Raw genomic sequence first — 25337 nt, 5'->3', positions numbered from 1 at the left:
CCGGTGCAGCGGATAAGTGACTGCACAGTAACCACCCGGCCGATACACCGATCGACCGGGTGGCCCTGCCGGAACCATTGGGCCGGACGAGCCTGCTCGGATATCAGGCCGAAGGGGCCTTCTTGCCTCGCGTCGCGCCGCCACGTCCTCGCAGCGTCACTCCGGACTCGCTGAGCATCCGGTGGACGAACCCATAGGACCGGCCGGTCTCTTCGGCCAGCGCCCGGATGCTCGCACCGGAGTCGTACTTCTTCTTCAGGTCTGCCGCGAGCTTGTCGCGCGCGGCGCCGGTCACCCGGCTGCCCTTCTTCAGAGTCTCGGCCACCCGTGCCTCCTCATGGGAAGTGCGCCTCTGGACTCTCATGATCACCCCTCGGGCGCCACATGGCCAGCCATTCGACAAGGTCGGTGCCGCAAGGTTTCGCCACCAAAAGGTCACCGAACGGTCACCTTGCCGACCGGAAGATCGGCGGCGCGGCGACCCCGGCGACGAACGGCCAGGTCAGAGCGGTGCGTGGGACGCGTGCGCGGCGTGGAGCCGGAGGACGGGAATCCGCCCGGTGCCACGCCGCGGTATGAGACGCACTCACTCAGATGAAGGATCACGCGTAAGCCGAATGATCCATACGGGGATGATCAGGCGAGGGAGACCAGGTCCGCGTAGTCCGCGCCCCACAGGTCCTCGACCCCGTCCGGCAGCAGGATGATCCGCTCCGGCTGGAGCGCCTCGACGGCTCCCTCGTCGTGCGTGACGAGGACGACGGCGCCCTTGTAGGTGCGCAGCGCGCCGAGGATCTCCTCGCGGCTGGCCGGGTCGAGGTTGTTCGTCGGCTCGTCGAGGAGCAGCACGTTCGCCGAGGAGACGACCAGGGTGGCGAGCGCCAGGCGGGTCTTCTCTCCGCCGGACAGCACACCGGCCGGCTTGTCGACGTCGTCACCGGAGAAGAGGAAGGAGCCGAGCACCTTGCGGACCTCGACGAGGTCCAGGTCGGGGGCGGCGGAGCGCATGTTCTCCAGGACCGAGCGGTCCGGGTCGAGGGTCTCGTGCTCCTGCGCGTAGTAGCCCAGCTTGAGGCCGTGCCCCGGGATGACCTCGCCGGTGTCCGGCTTCTCGGCGCCCGCGAGCAGCCGCAGCAGGGTCGTCTTGCCCGCGCCGTTGAGGCCGAGGATGACGACCCGCGAGCCCTTGTCGATGGCGAGGTCGACGTCGGTGAAGATCTCCAGGGAGCCGTACGACTTGGACAGCCCCTCCGCCGTCAGCGGGGTCTTGCCGCAGGGCGCGGGATCGGGGAAGCGGAGCTTGGCGACCTTGTCGGAGACGCGGACGTCGTCGAGGCCGGACAGCAGCCGCTCGGCGCGGCGGGCCATGTTCTGCGCGGCGACGGTCTTGGTGGCCTTGGCGCGCATCTTGTCGGCCTGCGCGTTGAGGGCTGCGGCCTTCTTCTCGGCGTTCTGGCGCTCGCGCTTGCGGCGCTTCTCGTCGGCCTCGCGCTGCTGCTGGTAGAGCTTCCAGCCCATGTTGTAGACGTCGATCGCGGAGCGGTTGGCGTCCAGGTAGAAGACCTTGTTGACGACGGTCTCGACGAGGTCCACGTCGTGGGAGATCACGATGAACCCGCCGCGGTACGTCTTGAGGTAGTCGCGCAGCCAGACGATCGAGTCGGCGTCGAGGTGGTTGGTGGGCTCGTCGAGGAGGAGGGTGTCGGCGTCCGAGAAGAGGATGCGGGCGAGCTCGACGCGGCGGCGCTGACCGCCGGAGAGGGTGTGGAGCGGCTGGCCGAGGACGCGGTCGGGCAGGCCGAGCGCGTGGGCGATCGTGGCGGCCTCGGCCTCGGCGGCGTACCCGCCCTTGGTGAGGAACTCGGTCTCCTGGCGCTCGTACTGCCGCAGCGCCTTCTCGCGGGTGGCGCCCTGGCCGACCGCGATGCGCTCCTCGTTCTGCCGCATCTTGCGGATCAGTACGTCGAGGCCGCGGGCGGAGAGGATGCGGTCGCGGGCGAGGACGTCGAGGTCACCGGTGCGCGGGTCCTGCGGGAGGTAGCCGACCTCGCCGGAGCGGGTGATGGTGCCGGCGGCGGGGATGCCCTCGCCCGCGAGGCACTTGGTGAGGGTGGTCTTGCCGGCGCCGTTGCGGCCGACGAGGCCGATGCGGTCGCCCTTGGCGACGCGGAAGGACGCGGACTCGATGAGGACGCGGGCACCGGCGCGCAGCTCGATACCGGAAGCGGTGATCACGGACAGACTCCAGGGCGGTTCGGACGGCGGAAGGACGGCGGGTGCGGTGGCTTCGACGCCGGCTAATGCACAGGGAGAATGGCCATACGGGCCAGTCTAACGGGCGGGTGCAACTTCTTTTCCGGCCGCGCGCCGCGCGGAGGGCGCCGCCGGACGGCCCGGGGGGCGGGCCGGCGCGGCGGCGGCCGACGGGGTGACCTGGGGCGTACGACACCTTCCGGTGAGCCGGGGGTCACTCGGCGCGGCGTCGTCGGTGGCGGGTGCCAGACTGGGAAGAAGCTGAGACCCCGATCACAGCCGAGAGGCCGGACCCCCGCCCGAACGGCAGCCGAAGCGGAGCGTGAGCAGCATGGCGGACGTACCGAGCATCTATCCGACGATCCTGTACGAGGACGCGAAGGCGGCCATCAGAACGCTGAAGGACGCCTTCGGTTTCACCGAGGTGAGTGTGTACGAGGGCGAGGACGGCTCCGTCGTCCACTCGGAGCTGGCCCATGGGAACGGCATGGTGATGCTGGGCACGAAGCGCCGGGAGGGCGTCTTCGCGAAGGCCATGGCGAACGCGGGCCCGGTGGGGGTGTACGTGGTCGTGGAGGACGTGGACGGGCACCACGCCCGCGCCGTGGAGCACGGGGTGGAGATCCTGATGCCGCCGACGGACCAGGACTACGGCTCGCGCGACTACATGGCGCGGGATGCCGAGGGCAACGTCTGGAGCTTCGGGACGTACGCCCCCGGCGCCGCGGAGTAGAGCGGCCCGGGGGCGCGGGGGGCTACCGGTCAGGCGCCGCCCGTGTGGACCTGGAAGGCCGCGCGGCGTACCGCCTTGGCGAGGGCGGGGTCGGGGTGTGCGGCGGCCAGGGCCACCAGCACCTGGACCGTGCGGGGGTGGCCGACCGCGCGGACCTCGTCGAGGAGGGCGGGGACGGTGCCCTGGACGGCGGAGTCCAGGTGGCGGACGAGGAGGGTGGCCTCCCCGTGGTCGGCGACGGCCGCGGCCGTGTCCACCCAGAGCCAGGTCGCCTCCTCGCGGGTGAGGACGTCGGCGGCCTCGTCCGGGTCGGCGCCTTCGTACTCGGCGAGCCAGATCAGGGCGTAGGGGCGCAGCGGGACCTCGTCGGCGGCTGCCCGGACCTCGGCCTCGGCCGCGGCGCCGACCACGCGCAGCGCCTCGAAGGCGAGGCCGCGCAGCAGGGCGTCCTCGCCGCGTGCGACGCCGAGGAGTTCGGTGACGGCGCTGCCCACGGTGCGGGCGGCGAGCCACGCGCGGTACTCGGCGCGGGCCGGGCCCGGGGTGAGGCGGGCGCAGGCGCGCAGCATGTCCTCGGCGGACTGCTCGATGTGGCCGGCGGGGCTCTGCGCGGCGACGCAGATCTGCTCCAGCTTGACCCACACCGCCCAGTTGCCGAGCGGGGTGAGGGTGGCCTGGCCCTCGCCCAGGGTGAGGGCGCCGACGGCGGCCAGGCCCTCCAGGGCCCAGTCGAGCAGGCGGGCGAGCGAGTCGGGCCCCGGCAGGGGGCCCGGGGTGTGCTCGCGCGGCGCGGCGCCGCCGTCGGGTCCGGGGCCCGGGGGGACTTCGCAGCGCTCCTCGCGGAGCTCGGCGACGCGCTGCTGGAGCAGGTCCAGCAGGGACGGTACGGGCACGGGCCCGGCGGAGAGCTGGAGGAGCGAGAGCACCTGGGGGACGGCTTCGACGACCTCGGCCACCGCGGCGGGCGGGACGTCGCCGGGGGCCGGGTGGACGAGCGACCAGGCGTCGAACAGGGCGACCCAGCCGCGCAGGACGGCCGAGTCGTCGCGGTCCCAGGCGTGCAGCCGCCAGCCGGGGCGGGCGGTGCCGCCGTGGAGCTCGACGAGTCCGGCGAGGCGGGCCCGGTCCCAGCCGGCGCGCACCTGGTCCGGCGTCAGGTCCAGTGCCGTGGCCGCCCGTTCCCGGGCGGGCCCGGCGTCGGGGTGGCGCCCGGCGGCGGCCCAGCGGGCGATGCGTACGGCGTCGTGGAGGACGGCCCTCGCCTGACGGGCGAGCTCGGCGGGGGGCGGCGTGCCCTCCGGCGGCCGCGGCGCCGACCGGGTACGCCGGGTCGTCACAGCCCGTCGGGCCGTGGTCAGGGGCCGCGGACGGACGAGTCGGAGTCTGGAGTTGCGCGCCAATTGCTCATCAGGCTTTCGAGACGTCACGGGGGCAGTCTTCCCGCTGACCGCCCGAAAGCCCAAACGGAATGGGATTCACCGCCCCTCGCGGCCGGTCGCGGGGCCACCGGAGGGGCTCCGGCAGGAGCTCCGGCAAGGAGCTCCGGGCGGACTACAGAAGGGGGGTCAGGAAGCGGCGCAACGCCTCTTCGTAGCGGTTGGGATCGGCGTTCCACATGGCCGCGTGCGGGGCGCGCCGGACGGGGTGCAGGGTGACCAGGTCGGGGCGGCGGACGGCGAGCTCGCGGGAGCCCTCCCAGGGGGCGAGGTGGTCGTCGGGGCCGTGGAGGATCAGGGTCGGCACACGCAGCCCGTCGGGGGCGGCGGCCTCGGCGATGCGGTCGCCGTGCACGCCGGTCCTGCCCTGGGCGGCGCGGACGGCGAGGGGGAGCAGCGGCGCGGGGGTGCGGTGGGCGGTGGCCAGGGCGCGCAGCGTCGTCTCCCAGTGGAGGACCGGGGAGTCGAGGACGAGGCCGCCGATGCGGTCGCGCAGGCCGCTGTGGGCGGCGGCGTGCAGGGCCATGGAGGCGCCGGTGGACCAGCCGTGCAGGATGACGCGTTCGGCGCCGCGCCGTACGGCGTGGCGGATCGCGGCGTCCAGGTCGCGCCACTCGGAGTCGCCGAGGTGGCCGAGCCCGTCGGTGGGGCGCGGCGCGCCGTCGTCGCCGCGGTAGGCGAGGGTGAGGACGGGGAGCTGCAGGCCGTTGAGGAACGGCAGCACGTTCAGGGGGTGTTCACGGGTGGTGCCGAGGCCGTGGACGGCGATGACCCAGGTGGAGCGGGGGGCGGGGACGAGCCAGGCGGGCAGGTCGCCCAGTTCGCCGGGGACGTCGATGTCCTCGTGGGCGAGGCCCAGCGCGGTGGTGGGGGTGCCGGTGTGCAGCTGCGGGGTGAGCCGGACCCGGCTGCCCGTGTCCAGGCTGCCGCGCGTCACGCGCTCCAGGCGGCGTACGACGGTGTCGGCGGAGTGCGGTACGTCGTTCAGGACGGGGCCGACGATCGCGTGGACGCCGGGGCCCCCGGGGCCGCCGGACCCGGCGGAGCCCTGGAGGCCGTACGTGCCGGGCCGCAGTGAGGCCAGGCAGCGCGTGAGGGTGACCTGACCGGCGGCGGTGGCGTGCACGGTGAGCGGGGGGTCGCCGGGCAGGGGGCGGTCGGGGCGGGGCCGCAGCGCGACGTCGCTGGCGTATCGGGCGGCCGCGACCGCGGCCGCGCCGACACCGATCAGGGTGGTGACGGCCGCTGCCGTCGCTGTAGCCGGGCGCACCGTTCCAGTGTGGGCGGGCGGACGGGCCCCTGCCAGTGGACGGGGGCCGCCGGAGGGTCACGGTCGGTGGGCCTGGCCGTAGCCGCGAAGCTTCTCGGCCACCTGGTGCAGCTCACCGGGCGAGAGCAGGGTGGGCGTGTGGCCGGGTACGGAGGTGGCGGTGAGCCACAGCCGGCACATCCACTCCAGCTGGGCGGTGCGGTCGTAGGCCTGGTCCAGGGTGTCGCCGTAGGTGACGGTTCCGTGGTTGCGCAGCAGGCAGCCGGTGCGGTGGTCGAGGGCGCGGAGCATGTTCTCGGCCAATTCGTCCGTTCCGTACAGGGCGTACGGGGCGACGCGGACGGGGCCGCCGAGGGCGGCGGTCATGTAGTGGATCGGCGGGAGCTCGGTGACCAGGGTGGAGACCGCGGTGGCGTGCACGGCGTGGGTGTGGACGACGGCTCCGGCCGGGGTGTGGCGGTAGATCTCCAGGTGCATGGGGAGCTCGCTGGTGGGGGTGAGCGTGCCGCGCAGCCGTGTGCCGTCGAGGTCGACGGCGGTCGTGTCGGCGGGGGTGAGCCGGTCGTAGGGCACACCGCTGGGGGTGACGAGGATGAGGTCTCCGACCCGTACGGAGACGTTTCCGGAGGTGCCGACGACCAGCCCGTCCGTCACTGTCCTGCGAGCGGTGGCCACCAGGGCGTCCCACGCCTGCTCGATCGCCCGCTCGATCGCGTCCTGTGTCATGCGCCGATCCTGTCAGCCCGTCCCGCGACGGCGGTCACGGCAGGGTGACACTTGTCTCTTCCGTGGGCCGGCGCCCCGGTCGGGAAAGTACGCGAAGCGGCAGCAAACCGGCTTCCCGGGCCCATGGGGCAAGGGATCGGGCCGCCCGCCCCTCGGAGGGCCGTGACGGATCCGGAACGCCGGACACCACGACGCCCGCGTCAGTTCACCTTCCGTTCACTCAGGTTGCTTACGTTCGCCGAGCCACTGACGTCGAACGATTGCCTGGGTAAATGGAACACATCACGCTGCTGCTCGCCATTGTGGTCGTGACAGCTCTAGTGTTCGATTTCACGAACGGTTTCCACGACACCGCCAACGCGATGGCGACGACCATCTCGACCGGCGCGATGAAGCCCAAGACGGCGGTGGCCATGTCCGCCGTGCTCAACCTGGTCGGCGCCTTCCTGTCCGTCGAGGTCGCCAAGACGATCTCCAGCGGACTGGTCAACGAGGACGGCATCCAACCCGAAGTGATCTTCGCGGCGCTCGTCGGCGCCATCCTCTGGAATCTGCTGACCTGGCTGGTCGGCCTGCCGTCCAGCTCCTCCCACGCCCTCATGGGCGGCCTGATCGGCGCGACCATCGCCTCGGTCGGCCTGTCCGGCGTCAACGGCGGCGTCGTCGTCACCAAGGTCCTCATCCCGGCCATCGCCGCGCCGCTGGTCGCCGGCCTCGCCGCGATGCTCGCCGCCCGCCTGACCTACAAGGCCGGCGCGCACGTCCACGAGAAGACCGGCCGCAAGGGCTTCCGCGCCGGTCAGATCACCTCCGCCGGTCTGGTCTCCCTCGCCCACGGCACCAACGACGCCCAGAAGACGATGGGCATCATCACCCTGGCGCTGGTCGCCGCCGGCGCCCTCGCCCCCGGCTCGAACCCGCCGGTCTGGGTGATCGTCTCCGCCGGTCTGGCCATCGCGCTCGGCACCTACCTGGGCGGCTGGCGCATCATCCGCACCATGGGCAAGGGCCTCACCGACCTCCAGCCGCAGCAGGGCTTCGCCGCCCAGACCAGCGCGGCGGCCGTCATCCTCGCCTCGTCCAACCTGGGCTTCTCGCTCTCCACGACGCACTCCTGCTCCGGCGCCGTGATGGGCGCGGGCCTCGGCCGCAAGGGCGGCGTGGTCCGCTGGTCCACCGCCACCCGGATGTTCGTCGCGTGGGGTCTGACCCTGCCCGCCGCCGGTCTGGTCGCCGCCGCCTCGGAGTTCGTGACCAAGCAGGGCGACTGGGGCGTCGCCGTCGTCGCGGTCTTCCTCGTCACCTCCTGCGCCGCGATCTGGTTCATCTCCCGCCGCCAGGTCGTCGACCACACCAACGTCAACGAGGTGGAGACCGACGCCGAGCCCGCGGGCGTCGTGACCACCGCCATCGCGGCCGTCACCCCGCCGCCGGCCGGCACCGTCACGGCCACCTCCGACGACCTCAAGGCCACCATCCCGGCTCCGGTCGGCGAGGCCACCCCGGTGGCCGCCGGCTCGGCGTCCACCACCCAGGCTCCCGCCGCCACGGTGTAAGGAAAGAACAGCATGAAGATCGACTGGGCAGCTCTCGGCTCCGTCTTCGGTGTCAGCCTCCTGGCCACCGTCGCACTGGTGGGCCTGTTCACCCTCGGCATCATCGGCCTCTCCAAGCAGGAGACGGCCTCGGCGAGTGGGGGCACCGCGGTCATGGCCCGCACCGGCGCCTACGCGTGCTTCGCGCTGTGCGCCGCGGCGGTGGCGTACGGAATCTTCCTGATCGTCACCTGACCCCGGCACGTCCACGGCGCCCCCGGAACGGTTCTCCGCTCCGGGGGCGCCGTCGTGCGCACCGGCGTGCCGGGCGTGCGCCGTGTGTGTCTCGGCACACCCTCCCTCCGCAGGTCAACGGCGAGTTGACGGGCGTTCGCGGGGCGTGGTGGACTGCCGGGGCCATTACGGCGGCAGGAGAGAGGAAGCCGGTGAGAATCCGGCGCGGTCCCGCCACTGTGAGTCCGGCCCCGGCCGGATGAGTCAGGAACTTTCGCCGCCGGTCACGTCGAGCCAGGGCGCGGACCCTGAGTGAGGACATTGCGCCATGTCAGGCTGCCTTCCCGCTGCGTCGAGAGCCGTACGTCCCCGAGGTCTGCGAACCGTGTCGGCCTGCTGATCCGATGCGTAGCGACCATGTCTTCGCCTGTGGCGCCGCCGCCGGGCTCGCCGCCGACCTCCTCCTCGCCGACCCCCGCCGCGGGCATCCCGTGGCCGCCTTCGGCCGCGCCGCGGGGTGCGTGGAGGGCGTGCTGTGGCGCGACCACCGCGCGTGGGGCGCGCTGCACGCCCTGGTGTGCGCCGGGGGTGCGGCCGGTGCGGCGGCGCTCGCGGCCCGGGCGGTACGCGGACGGCGCGCCGCCTCCGTCGCGCTGACCGCCGCCTCCGTCTGGGCCGTCGTCGGCGGTACCACGCTGGGCCGCGAGGCCCGCGCCATCGGCGGCGCGCTCGCGGCGGGCGACCTGGAGGTCGCCCGGGAGCGGCTGCCTCATCTGTGCGGGCGCGACCCGCAGTCCCTGGACGGACCCGGCATCGCCCGCGCGGTCGTCGAGTCCGTCGCCGAGAACACCTCCGACGCCGTGGTCGGCGCGCTCGTGTGGGGCGCGATCGGCGGCGTCCCCGGCCTCGTCGCCTTCCGGGCGGTGAACACCCTGGACGCGATGGTCGGTCACAAGTCGCCGCGCCACCGCCGCTTCGGCTGGGCCTCGGCCCGGCTCGACGACCTGGCCGGCTGGCCCGGCGCCCGCCTCACGGCCGCCCTGGCGGCGGTGGCGGGCGAGGACACCCGCGGCGCGGTACGGGCCTGGCGCGCCGACGCCGCGAAGCACCCGAGCCCCAACGCGGGGCCCGTGGAGGCGTCCTTCGCGGGCGCCCTGGGCGTACGGCTCGGGGGCACCCTGTCGTACGGCGGGCGCGTCGAACACCGGCCCGTCCTCAACGCGGGGGGCCGGGCCGTCGAGGTGGCGGACATCGAGCGCGCGGCGCGGCTGTCGCGCCGGGTGACCGCCCTCACGCTCGCGGTGTGCGTGGGTGGGCGACTGGTCCTGGGGGCCGTGAAGGCCGGGAAGCGGAGGCGTACATGAGGGGTGGGGGGCTGCTCGTCGCGGGCACCACGTCCGACGCGGGCAAGAGCGTCGTCACGGCCGGCATCTGCCGCTGGCTGGTGCGGCAGGGTGTGAAGGTCGCGCCGTTCAAGGGACAGAACATGTCCCTCAACTCGTTCGTGACGCGCGAGGGCGCGGAGATCGGTCGCGCCCAGGCCATGCAGGCGCAGGCTGCGCGGGTCGAGCCGACCGCGCTGATGAACCCGGTGCTGCTCAAGCCGGGCGGCGACCGGTCCAGCCAGGTCGTGCTCATGGGCAAGCCGGTGGGCGAGCTGAGCGCGCGCGGCTACCACGGCGGCCGGCAGCAGGCGCTGCTGGGCACGGTCGTCGAGTGCCTGCAGGAGCTGCGCGACACGTACGACGCGGTGATCTGCGAGGGCGCGGGCAGCCCGGCGGAGATCAACCTGCGCCGCAACGACATCGTCAACATGGGCATCGCGCGGGCCGCGCGCTTCCCCGTCGTCGTGGTCGGCGACATCGACCGGGGCGGGGTGTTCGCCCAGTTCTTCGGGACGACGGCGCTGCTGGCGCCCGAGGACCAGGACCTGATCGCGGGCTACCTGGTCAACAAGTTCCGCGGTGACGTGACGCTGCTGGAACCGGGGCTGGACATGCTGCTCGGCCTGACCGGCCGCCGCACCTTCGGTGTCCTGCCGTACGCGCACGGCCTCGGCATCGACGAGGAGGACGGCCTGCGGGTGTCCCTGCGGGGTGCCGTACGGGAGTCGGTCGTCGCGCCGCCGGTCGGCGAGGACGTGCTGCGCGTCGCCGTCTGCGCCGTACCGCTGATGTCGAACTTCACCGACGTGGACGCGCTGGCCGCCGAGCCGGGTGTCGTGGTGCGGTTCGTCGACCGGCCGGAGGAGCTCGCCGACGCCGACCTGGTCGTCCTGCCCGGCACGCGCGGGACGGTGAAGGCGCTGGCGTGGCTGCGCGAGCGGGGCCTGGCGGACGCGATCGCCCGGCGGGCCGCCGAAGGCCGTCCCGTGCTGGGCATCTGCGGCGGCTTCCAGGCGCTGGGCGAGCACATCCATGACGACGTCGAGTCCCGGGCCGGTGCGGTCGACGGGCTCGGACTGCTGCCGGTACGGGTGCGGTTCGCGCCCGGGAAGACCCTCGCGCGGCCGGTCGGCGAGGCCCTCGGTGAGCCGGTCGAGGGGTACGAGATCCACCACGGCGTCGCGGACGTACGGGGCGGGGAGACGTTCTTCTCCGATGACGCGGGACGCAGCCTGGACGGCTGCCGCGTCGGGGCCGTCTGGGGCACGCACTGGCACGGCTCGCTGGAGAGCGACGGCTTCCGGCGGGCGTTCCTGCGGGAGGTCGCCGCGGCGGCCGGCCGGCGCTTCGTCCCGGCGCCCGACACGTCGTTCGGCGCGCTGCGCGAGGAGCAGCTGGACCGGCTCGGCGACCTGATCGAGGAGCACGCGGACACCGGCGCGCTCTGGAAGCTCATCGAGCAGGGCCCCCCGTCAGGACTTCCCTTCATCGCACCCGGAGCGCCTTCATGAGCACTGCCCCCCATTACCCCTTCACCGCGATCGTCGGCATGGACGACCTGCGGCTCGGGCTGCTGCTGAACGCGGTGTCCCCGGCTGTCGGCGGCGTCCTCGTACGCGGTGAGAAGGGCACCGCGAAGTCGACGGCGGTGCGTGCCCTCGCGGCGCTCATGCCCGACGTCGAGGTCGTCGCGGGCTGCCGCTTCTCGTGCCCGCCCGACTCCCCCGATCCGGCGTGTCCGGACGGGCCGCACGAGGCGGCGCCGGGTGTCGCGCGCCCGGCCCGCATGGTCGAGCTCCCCGTCGGCGCGTCCGAGGACCGGCTCGTGGGCGCCCTGGACATCGAGCGGGCCCTCGCGGACGGGGTGAAGGCGTTCGAGCCGGGTCTGCTGGCGGACGCGCACCGCGGGGTGCTGTACGTGGACGAGGTCAACCTGCTCCATGACCACCTGGTGGACCTCCTGCTGGACGCCGCCGCCATGGGCGCCTCCTACGTCGAGCGGGAGGGCGTCTCCGTACGGCATGCCGCCCGGTTCCTGCTCGTCGGGACGATGAACCCGGAGGAGGGCGAGCTGCGGCCGCAGTTGCTGGACCGGTTCGGGCTCACCGTGGAGGTCGCGGCCTCCCGTGACCCCGGGCAGCGGGTCGAGGTGGTGCGGCGCAGGCTGGCGTACGACGACGATCCGGCCGCGTTCGCGGAGCGGTGGGCCGGCGAGGAGGCGGCGCTGCGGGAGCGGATCGTGGCCGCGCGGGCGCTGCTGCCGACGGTACGGCTGGGGGACGACGCGCTGCGGCAGATCGCCGCCACGTGCGCGGCGTTCGAGGTGGACGGCATGCGCGCCGACATCGTGATGGCCCGCACGGCGACGGCGCTGGCCGCCTGGGCGGGGCGTGCGGAGGTCACCGTGGAGGACGTGCGGCAGGCCGCGCTGCTGGCCCTGCCGCACCGGCGCAGGCGCAACCCCTTCGACGCGCCGGGGCTCGACGAGGACAAGCTGGACGAGACGCTGGAGGAGTTCGGGGGCGGCGACGACGAGCCGGACCCGGGCCCGGGCGACGGTCCCGGGGGCGGCGGCGGTGTGCCGCCGCAGGGCGGGGCGCCGGACAGCGAGTCGGCCGGTGAGCCGACCGGCTCACCGGAGGAGACGCCCGCCCCGGACGCCGGTGCGGGCGCGGGCGCCGGGGCCGGTGGCGGTGGCGGGGAGCAGGCACCGGCCAGGGCCGCCGAGCCGTTCCGTACGAAGATGCTGAGCGTGCCGGGCCTCGGTGAGGGCGCGGCGGGGCGGCGTTCCCGGGCGCGTACCGAGCAGGGCAGGACGACGGGTGCGACACGTCCGCGCGGGGCGCTGACCAAACTGCACCTGGCGGCGACCATCCAGGCGGCTGCCCCGCACCAGCGGGCGCGCGGCCGGTCCGGGCCCGGGCTCGTCGTACGCCGTGACGATCTGCGGCAGGCGACGCGCGAGGGGCGCGAGGGCAACCTGGTGCTGTTCGCGGTCGACGCGTCCGGGTCGATGGCGGCCCGGCGGCGGATGGGCGCGGTGAAGGGCGCCGTGCTGTCGCTGCTGCTGGACGCGTACCAGCGGCGCGACAAGGTCGGGCTGGTCACCTTCCGCGGCGCGTCCGCCGACGTCGCCCTGCCGCCCACGTCGTCCGTCGACGCCGCCGCCGCGCGGCTGGAACAGCTGCCCACCGGCGGGCGCACCCCGCTCGCGGCGGGGCTGCTGAAGGCGCATGACGTGCTGCGCGTGGAGCGGCTGCGCGATCCGTCGCGCCGCCCGCTGCTCGTGATCGTCACGGACGGCCGGGCGACCGGCGGGCCCGAACCGCTGGCGCTGGCCGCCCGCGCCGCCGGGCTGCACGCGGCGGAAGGCACCGCGTCCGTGGTCGTGGACTGCGAGAGCGGGCCGGTACGGCTGGGGCTGGCCGCCGAGCTGGCCCGTCAACTCGGCGGCACCGCCGTCACCCTCGACGAACTGCGCGCGGACTCCATCGCGGGTCTGGTCAGGGACGTCCAAGCAACCACCAAGTCCGCCAGGAGGGCCGCTTAATGCCGCAGGGACAGCCGACCGTCGTACCGGACGACGGACTCACCACCCGCCAGCGCCGCAACCGCGCGCTGGTGATGGTGCACACGGGCGTCGGCAAGGGGAAGTCGACCGCCGCCTTCGGCATGGCGCTGCGCGCCTGGAACCAGGGCTGGCCGATCGGGGTGTTCCAGTTCGTCAAGTCCGCCAAGTGGAAGGTCGGCGAGGAGAACGCCCTCAAGGCGCTCGGCGAGACCGGCAAGGGCGGGACCGTCACCTGGAACAAGATGGGCGAGGGCTGGTCCTGGATCCAGCGCGAGGTCGCCGAGGGCGAGCAGTCGCACGAGGACAAGGCGCGCGAGGGCTGGGAGCAGGTCAAGCGCGACCTCGCGGAGGAGAAGTACAAGTTCTACGTCCTCGACGAGTTCGCCTATCTGCTCCACTGGGGCTGGATCGACACCGCCGAGGTGGTCCGGGTGCTGCGCGACCGGCCCGGCCTGCAGCATGTGGTGATCACCGGCCGCAACGCGCCCGCCGAGCTGTGCGAGTTCGCCGATCTCGTCACCGACATGTCCAAGGTCAAGCACCCGATGGACGCCGGTCAGAAGGGCCAGCGGGGCATCGAGTGGTAGCACGTCTCGTCATCGCCGCGCCCTCGTCGGGCGCGGGCAAGACCACGGTGGCGACCGGCCTGATGGCCGCGTTCGCCGGCCGTGGTCTCGCGGTGTCCCCGCACAAGGTGGGCCCCGACTACATCGACCCGGGCTACCACGCCCTCGCCACCGGCCGCCCGGGCCGCAACCTCGACGCCTACATGTGCGGTACGGGGCTGATCGCGCCGCTCTTCGCGCACGGTGCCCGCGGCTGCGACCTGGCGATCGTCGAGGGCGTGATGGGCCTGTACGACGGTGCCGCCGACCAGGGTGAGCTGGCGTCCACGGCGCAGGTGGCGAAGTTGCTGAGGGCGCCGGTGGTGCTGGTGGTGGACGCGTCGTCGCAGTCGCGGTCGGTGGCCGCGCTGGTGCACGGGTTCGCGTCGTGGGACCCGGAGGTGCGGATCGGCGGGGTGATCCTCAACAAGGTGGCCACCGACCGGCACGAGCACCTGCTGCGCGAGGCGCTCGGGGAGTCGGGCGTGCCGGTGCTGGGCGTGCTGCGGCGGGCCCCGGCCGTGTCGACGCCGTCGCGCCATCTGGGCCTGGTTCCGGTCGCCGAGCGGCACACGGACGCGGTGGACGCGGTGGCGGCGCAGGCGCAGCGGGTCCGGGAGGGCTGCGACCTGGACGCCCTGCTGGCGCTGGCACGGTCGGCTCCGCCGCTGCGCACGGAGGCGTGGGACCCCGGCGACGCGCTGCGGGCGCACACCGGTGGTGCGGAGCCCGTCGCGGCCCGGCCCGTGATCGCCGTCGCGGGCGGCGCGGCGTTCACGTTCTCGTACGCCGAGCACGCCGAGCTGCTGACGGCGGCGGGCGCGCGGGTGGTGCCGTTCGATCCGCTGCGGGACGAGGAACTGCCCGCCGGGACGCGGGGGCTGGTCATCGGGGGCGGTTTCCCCGAGATGTACGGCGCGGAGCTGTCGGCCAACGCGCGGCTGCGCGGGGCCGTGGCGGAGCTGGCCGCGTCGGGGGCGCCGGTGGCCGCCGAGTGCGCCGGACTGCTGTACCTGGCGCGGTCGTTGGACGGGCAGCCGATGTGCGGGGTGCTGGAGGCCGACGCGCGGATGTCGCCGCGGCTGACGCTGGGCTACCGGGACGCGGTCGCGGTGAACGACAGCCCGCTCGCCGCGGCCGGTACCAGGATGCGGGGTCACGAGTTCCACCGCACGGTGCTGGAGCCGGGCGCGGGCGCGGTGCCCGCGTGGGGGCTGCGGCAGCCGGAGCGCCGCGTGGAGGGCTTCGTGCAGCGGGGTGTGCACGCGAGTTATGTGCATACGCACTGGGCGGCGGTGCCGGGGACGGCGCGGCGGTTCGTGGAGTTCTGCGCGCGGTGACGCTGGTGGTGGGGGTGGGGGCCGGGCGGGGCGTGGACGCCGACGCCGTGCTCGGGCTGGTCGAGGAGACGCTGCGGGACGCCGGGTTGCGGGTGGACGAGGTGGCGGCGCTCGCGACGGTCGACACGAAGGCGGACGAACCGGGCATCGTGGCCGCTGCGGCACGGCTCGGGGTGCCGCTCCTCGCCTTTGCGGCGCGGGAGTTGGCACGGGTGCCCGTACCGCATCCGTCCGACGCCGTGCGGGGCGCCGTGGGGACGCCGTCGGTGGCGGAGGCGGCGGCGCTCGCGGGGACGGGAGGCGCGCTTCCCGGCGGGGCGCTCGCGGGTGAGCGGCTCACCGACGGGGCGCTCGCGGGTGAGGGCGAACTGCTCGTGCCGAAGCGGAAGGCCGCGCATCCGGCCGCGCGGGTGACGTGCGCCGTGGCGCGCGGAAGGTTGTTGAATGTGGTGCCCGGGTACACCGGTGGGGAAACGGCGTTGACATCACGGCCGGCGCCGGAGTCTTTAGAGACGGAGCGTCCGTAACGCACCTGTGCGCATCCCCACCCCCCCACCCCCCGATGGCGGCCATGTATACCCACACTGACACCCACGACCTGCGGCACCACGGTGACGCGGAGGTTCGGGACGAGAAGCTGACCGACCTCGCGGTCAATGTGCGCGCGGACACCCCGCCCGCCTGGCTGCGGGAGCGCATCGCGGACTCGCTGAGCGGGCTCGCCGCCTATCCGGACGGGCGGGCGGCGCGGGCGGCGGTCGCGGCGCGGCACGGCCTGCCCGCCGAGCGGGTGCTGCTGACGGCGGGGGCGGCGGAGGCGTTCGTGCTGCTGGCACGGGCGCTGCCGGTGCGAAGCCCGGTGGTGGTGCACCCGCAGTTCACGGAGCCGGAGGCGGCGCTGCGGGACGCCGGGCACGAGGTGCGGAGGGTCCTGCTGCGGGAGGAGGACGGCTTCCGGCTGGACCCGGCGGCGGTGCCGCGGGACGCGGACCTCGTGGTGGTCGGCAACCCGACGAACCCGACGTCCGTGCTGCACCCCGCCGGGACGCTGGCCCGCCTCGCCCGGCCCGGGCGGATCCTGGTGGTGGACGAGGCGTTCATGGACGCCGTGCCGGGTGAGCGGGAGGCCCTCGCCGGGCGGACGGACGTGCCCGGTCTGGTCGTGCTGCGCAGCCTCACCAAGACGTGGGGTCTGGCGGGCCTGCGGATCGGCTATGTGCTGGCGGGGCCGGAGACGGTGGCCGCGCTGGAGCGGGCCCAGCCCCTGTGGCCGGTGTCCACGCCCGCCCTGGCCGCCGCGGAGGCGTGCGTGTCGCGGGCGGCGCTCGCGGAGGCGGAGGCGGCGGCGCACCGGATCGCGGCGGACCGGGCGCATCTGCTGGCGGGGCTGGCGGAGTTCGACGAGGTCCGTGCGGTGACAAAGGCTCAGGGCCCGTTCGTCCTCGTCCGTATCGACCGCGCGGACGCGGTCCGGGACCGCCTGCGCTCCCTCGGCTTCGCGGCCCGCCGCGGCGACACCTTCCCGGGCCTGGGCCCCGAGTGGCTGCGGCTCGCCGTCCGGGACCGTACGACGACGAACCGTTTCCTCCAGGCCCTCGACCAGGCACTGGTGATGGCGGGGTGCGCGAAGGAGCGGTGAGGCCCTCCGGTGACGGGGCGTGAGGCGCGCGTGGGCGCGGACGCGTCCGCGGCGGGCACGGCGGTGCGCCACGCCCCGGGCTCGGCAGGGCCCGGGTCGTGTTCGAGGGGCGGTGCGGTGCGGCCCTCCCTGTCGTCGAGGGGCGCATGTCGCACGAGGAGGTTTTCCCATGAACTTCCGTACCGCCGTGGCCATGGCTTTCCTGGCCGTCGCCGTCTCCGTACCGCTCTGCGATGTTTCCGCCGCGCAGGGCGACCTGGACTGCGCGGACCTCGCCTTCCGGGAGGAGGCCCAGGCCGTGTTCGACCTGGACCCCCGTGACCCGCACCGGCTCGACGAGGATCAGGGGCCGGACGACGGCCGGGCCTGTGAGGCGCTGCCCGGCAGGGCCGACACCGGGGCCGTCACCCCCCCTGACGCCCACGCCCACCACCACTCCCGACGCCATCCCTTCCGCTCCCGCCACGCAACCGACGCGCGGTGTCCGGGGGGGTACAGGCGGCTCCGTACGGGCCGGTGGGACCGAGGCCGCCCATGGCCCGGCGCTCTCGGTCGGCGCCGGGGCCGTGGCGCTCGGATGGGCGGCCACCGGGCCGCGCCGGCGCGGCCGGCGGGAGGCCGGGTGGCCACGGCGGTCAGTCGCGCCCGTGTGCCGTGCGGGCGCGGCGGGCCGCCAGCAGGACGCCGGCGCCGGCCGCCAGGACGGCCAGGGCGCCACCGGCGACGTACGGGGTGCTGGAGCCGCCGCCCGTCTCGGCGAGGTCCGCCCGGGCCCGGGGCGGTTCGGCGGCGGTCCGGGGCTTGGTGACGGGCGCCGGGGCGGCCATGGGGGACGTGCAGCCGGCCTCGGCCAGGGTGAGCGTGCCGGTGACGTCGGCGACGTTGAGCTGGAGGGGGTTCAGCGAGACGGTGAGCGACAGCGCGGTGGCCGCCGCGGTGCGGGTGGTGGTGTGGGTCTTCGAGAGGTGGAGGGCGACCTGCCCGATCCCGGGGACCTCGACCCGCGTGGGACCGCCGGGCGTGAGCGTCACCTTCTTGCCGAGGACCGTGACGTGGCCGAGGAGACTGGATTCGGCGACGGGCCGCTTCCCCGCCTCGCACACCGCGCGGGAGGTGACCTGCCGGAGTTCGACGAGGGAGAGCAGCGGGAGCCCGGGGACGTGGAGCCGGGCGTGGGCGAGGTGGGTGGAGGCCTCGGCGCGGTGCGCGTCCGCCGCGGCCCTGGCGGTGGCCGTGTCCGCGCGCAGCATGCTGAACGACTTGCCGCGGTCGACGCCGTCCAGGGTCACCGTGAGCGCCGTCTTCTCGGCGCTCGCCGGTGCCCGGACCTCGTTGAGCGCGGCCTTGAGCGGGATGTCGACGGCCCTGTCGAGGAGCGAGACGTCCAGGGCGGTGCGCAGGACGGCCGCGTTCGCCCGGCCCGCGTCGCCCTGGGTGGCGTGTGCCGGGGTGGGCAGGGCGGCGAGCGCCACGAGGACGGCGGCGGCGGGCAGGCGGAAGGTGGTGCCGTTCACGGTGGTGGAACCCCCACGGAGACATGGCGTCACCGGCACGGCCCACGGGGACATGGGGCGGCGGTGACGTGGGACACCGGAATCCTGGCGTGACGGGAGTGAACCGTCAGCTTTCCCAAGGGAGTTCACCCCAAAGGGGGGTTCTCGTGCTCATATTCGGATACCCCGGGATTGCTTCTGCCCCAAGCGTGGCTTAAGTTAGGCGAGCCTAACCTAAAGAGATCGGGACAAGAGTGAGCATCGAGGTCTACCGGGACACCTGGGGCATCCCGCATCTCCGCGCCGCCGACGCGCACGAACTCGCCCACGCCCAGGGTCGTACCACCGCCCTCGACCGCGCCTGGCAGCTGGAGGTCGAGCGGCACCGCGCCCAGGGCACCACCGCCGCCTTCCTCGGCGCCGACGCCCTCGACTGGGACCTCTTCGCCCGCCGCGCCCGGCTCGCCGACACCGCCCGCCGCTGCTACGACGCGCTCGACGAGCCGACGCGTACCTGGGTGGGCGCGTACGTCGACGGCGTCAACGCCGGCCTCGCGCGCGGCGCCCGCCGCGCGCCCGAGTTCGCCGCCACCGGGCTCACCGCCGGGCGCTGGGAGCCGTGGACACCGCTCGCCGTATGGCTGTCGACCCACATCCTCTTCGCGGGCTTCCCCACCAAGCTGTGGCGCGACCAGGTCGCCCGCCGGCTCGGCGAGGACGCCGTCGAGCTGTTCGCCACCGACGGCCCCGCCACCTCCGGCAGCAACGGCTGGCTCGTCACCGCCGACCGCACCGCCACCGGCGCGGCGCTCATCGCCGGCGACCCGCACCGCTTCATCGAGGCGCCCGGCGTGTACCAGCAGATCCGGCTCGCCTGCCCCGAGTTCGACGTCGTCGGGCTCGCCGTACCCGGCGTGCCCGGCCTGGCGCACTTCGGGCACACCGGTGCCGTCGCCTGGGCGATCACCAACGCCATGGCCGACTACCAGGACCTGTACCGGGAGCGGCTCCGGCGCACCGGCGACGGCGCGGTGGAGGCGCTCGGCCCGGACGGCTGGGCACCCGCCCACGTCCACACCGAGACCGTCGAGGTGAAGGACGCCGCGCCGGTCGAGGTCGAGGTGGTCGAGACGGAGCGCGGACCGGTGATCATCCCGGAGGGCGAGGAAGGCCCGATCAGCCTGCGCTACCCGCCCCGCGTCACCCGCGAACTCGGCTTCGCCGCCCTGCCCGCGATGCTCGCCGCCCGCACCGTCGGCGATGTGGACCGGGCGTTCGACCGGTGGATCGAGCCGGTCAACGTCGTCCAGGCCGCCGACACCCGGGGCGGCACCCTCCACCGCGTCGCCGGTTACGTCCCGCTGCGCCACCGCGACAACCGGCTGCGCGTCGTGCCCGGTTGGGAGCCCGGCCACGAGTGGCGCGGCCACCACGACCCGATGCCGCGCGAAACGGTGGACGGCGTGGCGGTCATGGCCAACGCGCGCGGTCTGGCGACGCCCCTCGGCGTGGAGTTCGCGCCCCCGCACCGGGCGCAGCGGATCACCCGCCTGCTGGACGCGTCGAAGAGCTGGACCGCCCCGGACATGGCGGCCGTCCACATGGACACCCATCTCGCCTCGGCCCGGCCCCTGCTGGCGCTCGTCGCCGCCCTGCCCGACCTGGAGCCCGCCGCGCGGGAGCTGCGCGACCGGCTGCTGTGCTGGAACCGCCGCATGGCCGCCGACAGCACGGACGCGGCGGCTTTCGCGGCCGTCCGCAGCGCGGTGGTGCGCCGCCTCGCCCGGCACCCGGCGCTCGCCGTGCTGGCGGAGCCGCCCGCCCACCCCGCGCTGTTCCAGCCCTGGCTCGCGCTCGTCCCGCGCGTCGCGTACGCCCTGGAGACCCTGCTGACGGCCGGTCCGGTGCCCGCCGCCGACCGGCTGGCCGCCGTCCGCGCCGCCCTCCACGAGGTGGCCGCCGGCCACACGGACCGGCCCTGGGGCGACACGCACCGCCTCGCTCCCTGGGCGGCCCTGCCCGACTCGCTGGACGACGACGACCGGCCCGGTCTCGGCGGCGACCACGACTGCGTGCTGTCGACGTCGTCCGTGCCCGGCCTCACCGACCGCGCCGCGCGCGGCCCGGCCGCCCGCTACGTGTGGGACCTGGCCCGGCGCGAGGACAGCCTGTGGGCCGTGCCCTTCGGCGCCTCCGGCGTGCCCGGCGACCCGCACCGGCGCGACCAGCTGCCCCTGTGGCTGCGGGGCGGGCTCGCCCCCGTCATCACCGACTGGAACCAGCTCACCAAGGAGCACGAGGAGCGGCATGACCACGACTGAGTGCGTGTACGAGCAGACCGTCGACGGCTTCGGGACGGTCCGTGTCGTCCCCGTCGACCCCCACCGGGACGCGCCGTTGCTGCACCGCTGGGTCAGCGAGGACCGCGCCCGGTTCTGGGGCATGCGGGACGCGACACCGGACGACGTACGCGAGATCTACGCCCACCTCGACTCGCTCACCACCCACCACGCGTTCCTCGTGTACCGGGAGGAGGAGCCCGTCGCGCTGTTCCAGACGTACGAGCCGGAGGCCGACCGCGTCAGCGAGTGTTACGACGTCCGGCCGGGCGACATCGGCGTCCACCTGCTGCTCGCGCCCGCGCGGGCGCCGGAGAGGGGCTTCTCGTCCCGCCTGCTGACCACGCTGACGGCGTTCGCGCTCACCGGCCGCGAGCGGATCGTGGCCGAGCCGGACGCCGCCAACGACAAGGCCATCGCGCTGCTCACCCGCAACGGCTTCGAGCTCGGCCCCGAAGTGGTCCTGCCGGAAGTCCTGCTGCCGGAGGTCCACATCCTGGAGAAGCGGGCCCGGCTCGCCTTCCTCAGTCGATGACGCGGCCGTTGAGGACCACCCGGCGCGGCGCCGCCAGGACGCGGACGTCCGCGCGCGGGTCCTCGTCGTAGACCACCAGGTCCGCCGGGGCGCCCTCCTCCAGGGCCGGGCGCCCCAGCCACTCCCGCGCCCCCCACGTGGTCGCCGACAGGGCGTCCAGGGGCGGGATGCCGGCCGTGACCAGCTCGGCGACCTCGGCGGCGACCAGGCCGTGCGCCAGCGAACCGCCCGCGTCGGTACCGACGAAGACGGGGACGCCCGCGTCGTACGCGGCGCGCACGGTGTCGTAGCGGCGCTCGTGCAGCCGTCGCATGTGGTCCGCCCAGCGCGGGAACTTGCCCTCTCCCCCGGCCGCCAGCTTCGGGAACGTCGCGATGTTGACGAGCGTGGGGACGATCGCGACCCCGCGCTCCGCGAACAGCGGGATGGTGTCCTCCGTCAGGCCCGTCGCGTGCTCCACGCAGTCGATGCCCGCCTCCACCAGGTCCCGCAGCGACTCCTCCGCGAAACAGTGCGCGGTCACCCGGGCGCCCAGCCGGTGCGCCTGAGCGATGGCCGCCTCCACCTCGGCACGCGGCCAGCACGCCGCCAGGTCGCCCACGCCCCGGTCCAGCCAGTCGCCGACCAGCTTCACCCAGCCGTCCCCGCGCCCGGCCTCCCTCGCGACGTACGCGACGAGCTCGGCCGGTTCGATCTCATGGGCGTAGTTGCGGATGTAGCGGCGCGTGCGGGCGATGTGCCGCCCCGCACGGATGATCTTCGGCAGGTCCTCGCGGTCGTCGATCCACCGCGTGTCGGCGGGCGACCCCGCGTCGCGGATCAGCAGCGTGCCCGCGTCCCGGTCCGTCAGCGCCTGCTTCTCGCTGGTCGCCTCGTCCACGGCCCCGTGCGCGTCCAGCCCCACATGGCAGTGCGCGTCGACCAGACCCGGCAGCACCCAGCCCGTGACCGTCCGCACGTCCCGCGCCGCCGCTCCGGACGGCCGGTCGTAGGTGACCCGCCCGTCGATCACCCACAGCTCGTCCCGCACATCCTCCGGGCCGGCGAGCACCCGCCCCCGCACCCGCAACACCACGCTCATGACCAGCACTCTACGAGGGCGTCGCCCCCGGTGGATACGCGTGGGTACGCTCGGCCGAGCAGTCCGTACATGAACAGAAAGAGTCCGCCGTGACGCACCCCCTCCTCGACCTGGCCCCGCTGACCGCCGACCGCTTCGCGGCCATCGAGCGGCGCGTGGCCGCGCTGCTCTCCACCGAGCAGGACGTGGTCATCACCCAGGGCGAGGCGCTCCTGCCGCTGGAGGGCTGCATCCGCGCCGGCGCGCGGCCGGGCTCCACCGCGCTGAACATCGTCACCGGCCCGTACGGGCAGACCTTCGGCGACTGGCTGCGCGACTGCGGCGCGACGGTGGTGGACCTTCAGGTGCCGTTCCACACGGCGGTGACGGCCGGGCAGGTCAACGACGCGTTCCGCGCGCACCCGGAGATCGACTTCGTGTCGCTCGTGCACGCGGAGGCGGCGACCGGCAACACCAACCCCGTCGCTGAGATCGGTGAGGTCGTCCGGGCACACGGCGCACTGTTCCACCTGGACGCGGTGGCCTCGATCGGCGCCGAGCCGGTGCTGCCCGACGCGTGGGGCGTCGACATGTGCGTCATCGGCGCGCAGAAGGCGATGGGCGGCCCGGCGGGCGTCTCGGCGGTGTCGGTGAGCACGCGCGCGTGGGAGCGGTTCGCGGCCAACCCGGCGGCGCCCCGCCGCTCGTACCTCTCGCTCCTCGACTGGAAGGAGCGCTGGATCGACGGCGGCCGCCGCGCGCTGCCGCACGCGCCGGCGCAGCTGGAGATGCTGGCGCTGGAGGCGTGCGTGGAGCGTCTCGAAGCGGAGGGTGCGGACGTCGTGATGGCCCGCCACGCCTCGGCCGCGGCGGCCACCCGCGCGGGCGCGCTCGCCCTTGGCGGCGGTCTGGAGCCCTACGTACGCGACGCGAAGGACGCCGCGCCCGTGGCGACGACGCTGCGCACCCCGAGCGGGGTCGACGCCTCCGAGCTGGTGGCGGGCGCTCTGGCGGTGAACCCTTCGCTGCCGCTGGTCGCCGGCGGGGGCGCGCTCGCCAAGGAGATGATCCGGGTCAACCACTACGGTCCCGACGCCACGCGCGAGGCCGTCCTGGGCTCGCTGGAGGCGCTGGGCGCGGCGCTGGCCGGGACGGGCGCGGAGGTGGACGTGGAGGGCGCGCGACGGGCGGTCGGCGAGGTGTGGGCGTAGGAGGCCCCCGGTCCCCTGGGGGACGGTTCCTCACGCGGGCGTGGTGGCGGGCGACAGCGCGTCCAGGAGGGCCTTGAGCGGGGGTTCCAGCGGGCCCGGTGGGGTGGCGAGGGAGACCGGGACCGTGAGGTTCGGCAGCGTGCGGAAGGTGACGCGGTCCGCCGGCGGGAGGCCGCCGCCCACCGGGTAGAACACCGTCCACGACGGCTCCGGGCCCGCCGCCAGGTCGGCGAGCGTGTCCTGGAGCGTGGTGAACGGCGGGCCCGGCGTCCAGGCCGGGAGCGCGGACGTGACCAGGTCGTGGAAGGCCGGGTTCGCGGCGCGCGGCGCGAGACGCAGCGGCAGGCTCACGAGCCGGTCAAGGCTCGGCGGCTCCGGCCCGGCGAGCGGGTGGGACGCCGGCAGCGCGGCGATCAGCGGCTCGGTCCACAGCGGGTGCAGCGCCACGCCGTCCGCGCGGTCCACTGTGCGCACGAGGGCGGCGTCGAACGTGCCGGAGCGCACCGCCGCGAGTCTCGCTTCCTGGGGCCCGCGCTCCAGGCGTACGCGCAGCCCGGGGCTGCGGGCGGCCAGCGTGTCGAGGGCGCGGTACACGCGGTCGGCGAACGCGCGGGTGGTGCCGAGCCGGATCAGCCCCTCGGTGCCGGCGGCGATCCCGTCGGCGATCCGCCGGACCCGGTCGGCCGCGAGGAGCGCGGCCCGCGCCTCGGGCAGCAGCCGCTCACCGGCGGCCGTGAGGCGTACGCGGCTGGAGCGGTCGAAGAGCCGCAGCCCCACCTCCCGTTCCAGCAGGTCGATCTGGCGGCTCACCGAGGTCTCGCCGGTGCGCAGCCGCGCCGCGGCCCGGCCGAAGCCGAACTCCTCGGCGACCGCGACGAAGAACTCCAGCTGACGCAGCTCCACCCCTGGTCCCCCCATCCCGTCACCGTTGATGATCACTGTGCCGGTCAACCGCTCCCCCGTCACGTCTTCTTCCCGCCGTCCGCTCGAAGCAGACGTACGGGCGAGGGGCCGGAACGACTCAACCGGTGACGCGTCGCCGCGCGTGGAGAAGTACGCGCCGACGCCCACGCCGGTGCGTGTGCCGGTGTGCGTCGGCGAGGAGGCGGCCCTGCGAATGGGAGTTAATTCATGAATACCGGGAGCAGGTTATAGGTGATGGGTTTCCCGCGTTCTTCTGCCCCGTTCCCGGGAACCTAAACGCAAAGATTCCATCAGGGCTCCGCGCACAATTCGCGCACATGTCAAGGTGGTTACTTTGGTGTGATCGACTCCACATGCCGCCCTTTTTGACCGAGAATATCCGGGCAAAACCGAGCGTTCGGCAAGGGCGCCCGACGGCGCTCGCGCTCGCGTGATAACACATTCCACGCGTCCACCCAACCCCTGTTGCCCATGCAATTTCAGAATTTGCTGGGTAAGTTCCATTCGCATGACCGCTGCACAAGCAGAATTCCACCGAGTCGCACCGAACACCTCGGCCGTCGTTCTCGACGCCCCCCGAGTGGAGGACGGAGCCGCGATCTGGCGCATCGCCCGGGACTCCGAGGTCCTGGACCTGAACTCCTCGTACAGCTATCTGCTGTGGTGCCGGGACTTCGCCGCCACGTCCCTGGTGGCGCGCGGCGCCGACGGCGAGCCGATCGCCTTCGTCACCGGCTACATCCGGCCGCAGCGGCCGGGCACCCTCGTGGTCTGGCAGGTCGCCGTGGACCACGCCCACCGCGGCCGGGGCCTGGCCGGCGTCCTGCTGGACGCCCTGACCACGCGCCTCGCCGGACAGGGCGTCCGCACCCTGGAGACGACGATCACCCCGGACAACACCGCGTCCGACCGGCTCTTCACGTCGTACGCCGAGCGCCGCGGCGCGTCGGTGGAGCGTGAGGTGCTCTTCGACGGGGGGCTGTTCCCCGAGGGGACGCACCTGCCGGAAGTGCTCTACCGCATCAGTCCGATAGCTGCCTGAGAACGA

Annotated in this window: 21 protein-coding genes, 1 pseudogene and 1 riboswitch; of the genes and pseudogenes, 14 read left to right on the top strand and 8 right to left on the bottom strand. The window is 74.3% G+C overall.

What is annotated here, in order from left to right:
* Positions 1 to 103 precede the first annotated feature (103 nt).
* Positions 104 to 325, bottom strand: coding sequence for a helix-turn-helix domain-containing protein (locus tag ABZZ38_RS04810; RefSeq protein ID WP_043439149.1), 222 nt, complete (start codon positions 323 to 325; stop codon positions 104 to 106).
* 311 nt (positions 326 to 636) lie between these two features.
* Entirely contained in the window at positions 637 to 2235 is a 1599-nt protein-coding gene (locus ABZZ38_RS04805) for an ABC-F family ATP-binding cassette domain-containing protein (protein ID WP_356735759.1), read from the bottom strand.
* Between the two features lie 349 nt (positions 2236 to 2584).
* Here ABZZ38_RS04805 and ABZZ38_RS04800 point away from each other — a divergent pair, with 349 nt between their 5' ends.
* Complete coding sequence (locus ABZZ38_RS04800; RefSeq protein WP_356735757.1) at positions 2585 to 2986, top strand: VOC family protein; 402 nt, start codon at positions 2585 to 2587, stop codon at positions 2984 to 2986.
* A 29-nt stretch (positions 2987 to 3015) separates the two neighbouring features.
* On the opposite strand, the gene ABZZ38_RS04795 is transcribed toward ABZZ38_RS04800, so the two are convergent.
* The 3 genes from ABZZ38_RS04795 to ABZZ38_RS04785 all read right to left on the bottom strand — a co-directional run bounded on the left by ABZZ38_RS04795 (position 3016) and on the right by ABZZ38_RS04785 (position 6418).
* The gene (locus ABZZ38_RS04795; protein WP_356735755.1) at positions 3016 to 4323 is read right to left on the bottom strand and encodes a hypothetical protein; all 1308 of its coding nucleotides are present in this window, start codon (positions 4321 to 4323) and stop codon (positions 3016 to 3018) included.
* A gap of 214 nt (positions 4324 to 4537) precedes the next feature.
* Positions 4538 to 5692, bottom strand: coding sequence for a hypothetical protein (locus ABZZ38_RS04790; RefSeq protein ID WP_356735753.1), 1155 nt, complete (start codon positions 5690 to 5692; stop codon positions 4538 to 4540).
* Positions 5693 to 5749: 57 nt separating this feature from the next.
* Entirely contained in the window at positions 5750 to 6418 is a 669-nt protein-coding gene (locus ABZZ38_RS04785; RefSeq protein WP_356735751.1) for a class II aldolase/adducin family protein, read from the bottom strand.
* Positions 6419 to 6690: 272 nt separating this feature from the next.
* On the opposite strand from ABZZ38_RS04785, the gene ABZZ38_RS04780 reads away from it, so the two are divergent.
* The 9 genes and pseudogenes from ABZZ38_RS04780 (at position 6691) to cobC (ending at position 16727) form a co-directional block, all read left to right on the top strand.
* Positions 6691 to 7974, top strand: a complete 1284-nt coding sequence (locus tag ABZZ38_RS04780; RefSeq protein ID WP_356735749.1) for an inorganic phosphate transporter — start codon at positions 6691 to 6693, stop codon at positions 7972 to 7974.
* A 12-nt stretch (positions 7975 to 7986) separates the two neighbouring features.
* Positions 7987 to 8208 (top strand): hypothetical protein, encoded by a 222-nt coding sequence (locus ABZZ38_RS04775; protein WP_356735747.1) that lies wholly within the window; start codon positions 7987 to 7989, stop codon positions 8206 to 8208.
* A 140-nt stretch (positions 8209 to 8348) separates the two neighbouring features.
* A riboswitch (cobalamin riboswitch) is annotated at positions 8349 to 8483 on the top strand.
* A 108-nt stretch (positions 8484 to 8591) separates the two neighbouring features.
* On the top strand, positions 8592 to 9551 hold the full coding sequence (locus tag ABZZ38_RS04770) for a cobalamin biosynthesis protein (protein WP_356735745.1): 960 nt from the start codon (positions 8592 to 8594) through the stop codon (positions 9549 to 9551).
* A complete protein-coding gene (locus ABZZ38_RS04765; protein ID WP_356735743.1) occupies positions 9548 to 11083 on the top strand; it encodes a cobyric acid synthase in 1536 nt (511 codons plus the stop codon). Before ABZZ38_RS04770 ends, ABZZ38_RS04765 begins: the two co-directional genes overlap by 4 nt.
* Positions 11080 to 13122: a putative cobaltochelatase gene (locus tag ABZZ38_RS04760; protein WP_356735741.1), complete on the top strand. Its 2043-nt coding sequence runs from the start codon at positions 11080 to 11082 to the stop codon at positions 13120 to 13122. Before ABZZ38_RS04765 ends, ABZZ38_RS04760 begins: the two co-directional genes overlap by 4 nt.
* Positions 13122 to 13730 carry a cob(I)yrinic acid a,c-diamide adenosyltransferase gene (gene cobO / locus ABZZ38_RS04755; protein WP_356735739.1) on the top strand — a complete coding sequence of 203 codons (609 nt, stop codon included), beginning with the start codon at positions 13122 to 13124 and terminating at the stop codon, positions 13728 to 13730. The genes ABZZ38_RS04760 and cobO overlap by 1 nt, the downstream gene beginning before the upstream one ends.
* The gene (locus tag ABZZ38_RS04750) at positions 13724 to 15088 is read left to right on the top strand and encodes a cobyrinate a,c-diamide synthase (protein WP_356735737.1); all 1365 of its coding nucleotides are present in this window, start codon (positions 13724 to 13726) and stop codon (positions 15086 to 15088) included. The genes cobO and ABZZ38_RS04750 overlap by 7 nt, the downstream gene beginning before the upstream one ends.
* A pseudogene (locus ABZZ38_RS04745) lies at positions 15034 to 15513 on the top strand (cobalamin biosynthesis protein); the annotation flags it as partial. The gene ABZZ38_RS04750 and the pseudogene ABZZ38_RS04745, both read left to right, overlap by 55 nt.
* Positions 15514 to 15659: 146 nt before the next feature.
* Complete coding sequence (gene cobC / locus ABZZ38_RS04740; RefSeq protein WP_356735735.1) at positions 15660 to 16727, top strand: Rv2231c family pyridoxal phosphate-dependent protein CobC; 1068 nt, start codon at positions 15660 to 15662, stop codon at positions 16725 to 16727.
* Between the two features lie 635 nt (positions 16728 to 17362).
* On the opposite strand, the gene ABZZ38_RS04735 is transcribed toward cobC, so the two are convergent.
* Positions 17363 to 18241 carry an SCO1860 family LAETG-anchored protein gene (locus tag ABZZ38_RS04735; RefSeq protein ID WP_356735733.1) on the bottom strand — a complete coding sequence of 293 codons (879 nt, stop codon included), beginning with the start codon at positions 18239 to 18241 and terminating at the stop codon, positions 17363 to 17365.
* Positions 18242 to 18474: 233 nt separating this feature from the next.
* Here ABZZ38_RS04735 and ABZZ38_RS04730 point away from each other — a divergent pair, with 233 nt between their 5' ends.
* Together ABZZ38_RS04730 and ABZZ38_RS04725 are read left to right on the top strand one after the other, a co-directional pair.
* Entirely contained in the window at positions 18475 to 20541 is a 2067-nt protein-coding gene (locus ABZZ38_RS04730; RefSeq protein WP_356735731.1) for a penicillin acylase family protein, read from the top strand.
* Entirely contained in the window at positions 20528 to 21094 is a 567-nt protein-coding gene (locus tag ABZZ38_RS04725) for a GNAT family N-acetyltransferase (RefSeq protein WP_356735729.1), read from the top strand. Before ABZZ38_RS04730 ends, ABZZ38_RS04725 begins: the two co-directional genes overlap by 14 nt.
* Here ABZZ38_RS04725 and ABZZ38_RS04720 read toward each other — a convergent pair.
* Positions 21084 to 22175 (bottom strand): amidohydrolase family protein, encoded by a 1092-nt coding sequence (locus ABZZ38_RS04720; protein ID WP_356735727.1) that lies wholly within the window; start codon positions 22173 to 22175, stop codon positions 21084 to 21086. The genes ABZZ38_RS04725 and ABZZ38_RS04720 overlap by 11 nt on opposite strands.
* Positions 22176 to 22264: 89 nt before the next feature.
* Between ABZZ38_RS04720 and ABZZ38_RS04715 the strand changes: the two genes are divergently transcribed.
* Positions 22265 to 23365, top strand: coding sequence for an aminotransferase class V-fold PLP-dependent enzyme (locus tag ABZZ38_RS04715; RefSeq protein WP_356735725.1), 1101 nt, complete (start codon positions 22265 to 22267; stop codon positions 23363 to 23365).
* A 30-nt stretch (positions 23366 to 23395) separates the two neighbouring features.
* On the opposite strand, the gene ABZZ38_RS04710 is transcribed toward ABZZ38_RS04715, so the two are convergent.
* Positions 23396 to 24316 carry a LysR family transcriptional regulator gene (locus ABZZ38_RS04710; RefSeq protein WP_356735723.1) on the bottom strand — a complete coding sequence of 307 codons (921 nt, stop codon included), beginning with the start codon at positions 24314 to 24316 and terminating at the stop codon, positions 23396 to 23398.
* Between the two features lie 481 nt (positions 24317 to 24797).
* Between ABZZ38_RS04710 and ectA the strand changes: the two genes are divergently transcribed.
* Positions 24798 to 25331 (top strand): diaminobutyrate acetyltransferase, encoded by a 534-nt coding sequence (ectA, locus tag ABZZ38_RS04705; RefSeq protein WP_356735721.1) that lies wholly within the window; start codon positions 24798 to 24800, stop codon positions 25329 to 25331.
* Positions 25332 to 25337 lie beyond the last annotated feature (6 nt).

Source organism: Streptomyces sp. NPDC006368, from assembly GCF_040612535.1.
Lineage (GTDB): Bacteria > Actinomycetota > Actinomycetes > Streptomycetales > Streptomycetaceae > Streptomyces.
Note: the sequence above shows the minus strand (reverse complement) of the source record. Positions and strands in the feature narration are given on the sequence as shown.

What these genes read in the sequence shown, in the direction of transcription:
- ABZZ38_RS04785 (WP_356735751.1), bottom strand. Translation starts at nt 6,418, where the DNA reads ATGACACAGGACGCGATCGAGCGGGCGATCGAGCAGGCGTGGGACGCC.
- ABZZ38_RS04725 (WP_356735729.1), top strand. Translation starts at nt 20,528, where the DNA reads ATGACCACGACTGAGTGCGTGTACGAGCAGACCGTCGACGGCTTCGGG.
- ABZZ38_RS04765 (WP_356735743.1), top strand. Translation starts at nt 9,548, where the DNA reads ATGAGGGGTGGGGGGCTGCTCGTCGCGGGCACCACGTCCGACGCGGGC.
- ABZZ38_RS04770 (WP_356735745.1), top strand. Translation starts at nt 8,592, where the DNA reads ATGCGTAGCGACCATGTCTTCGCCTGTGGCGCCGCCGCCGGGCTCGCC.
- cobC (WP_356735735.1), top strand. Translation starts at nt 15,660, where the DNA reads ATGTATACCCACACTGACACCCACGACCTGCGGCACCACGGTGACGCG.
- ABZZ38_RS04760 (WP_356735741.1), top strand. Translation starts at nt 11,080, where the DNA reads ATGAGCACTGCCCCCCATTACCCCTTCACCGCGATCGTCGGCATGGAC.
- ABZZ38_RS04780 (WP_356735749.1), top strand. Translation starts at nt 6,691, where the DNA reads ATGGAACACATCACGCTGCTGCTCGCCATTGTGGTCGTGACAGCTCTA.
- ABZZ38_RS04775 (WP_356735747.1), top strand. Translation starts at nt 7,987, where the DNA reads ATGAAGATCGACTGGGCAGCTCTCGGCTCCGTCTTCGGTGTCAGCCTC.
- ABZZ38_RS04720 (WP_356735727.1), bottom strand. Translation starts at nt 22,175, where the DNA reads ATGAGCGTGGTGTTGCGGGTGCGGGGGCGGGTGCTCGCCGGCCCGGAG.
- ectA (WP_356735721.1), top strand. Translation starts at nt 24,798, where the DNA reads ATGACCGCTGCACAAGCAGAATTCCACCGAGTCGCACCGAACACCTCG.
- cobO (WP_356735739.1), top strand. Translation starts at nt 13,122, where the DNA reads ATGCCGCAGGGACAGCCGACCGTCGTACCGGACGACGGACTCACCACC.
- ABZZ38_RS04800 (WP_356735757.1), top strand. Translation starts at nt 2,585, where the DNA reads ATGGCGGACGTACCGAGCATCTATCCGACGATCCTGTACGAGGACGCG.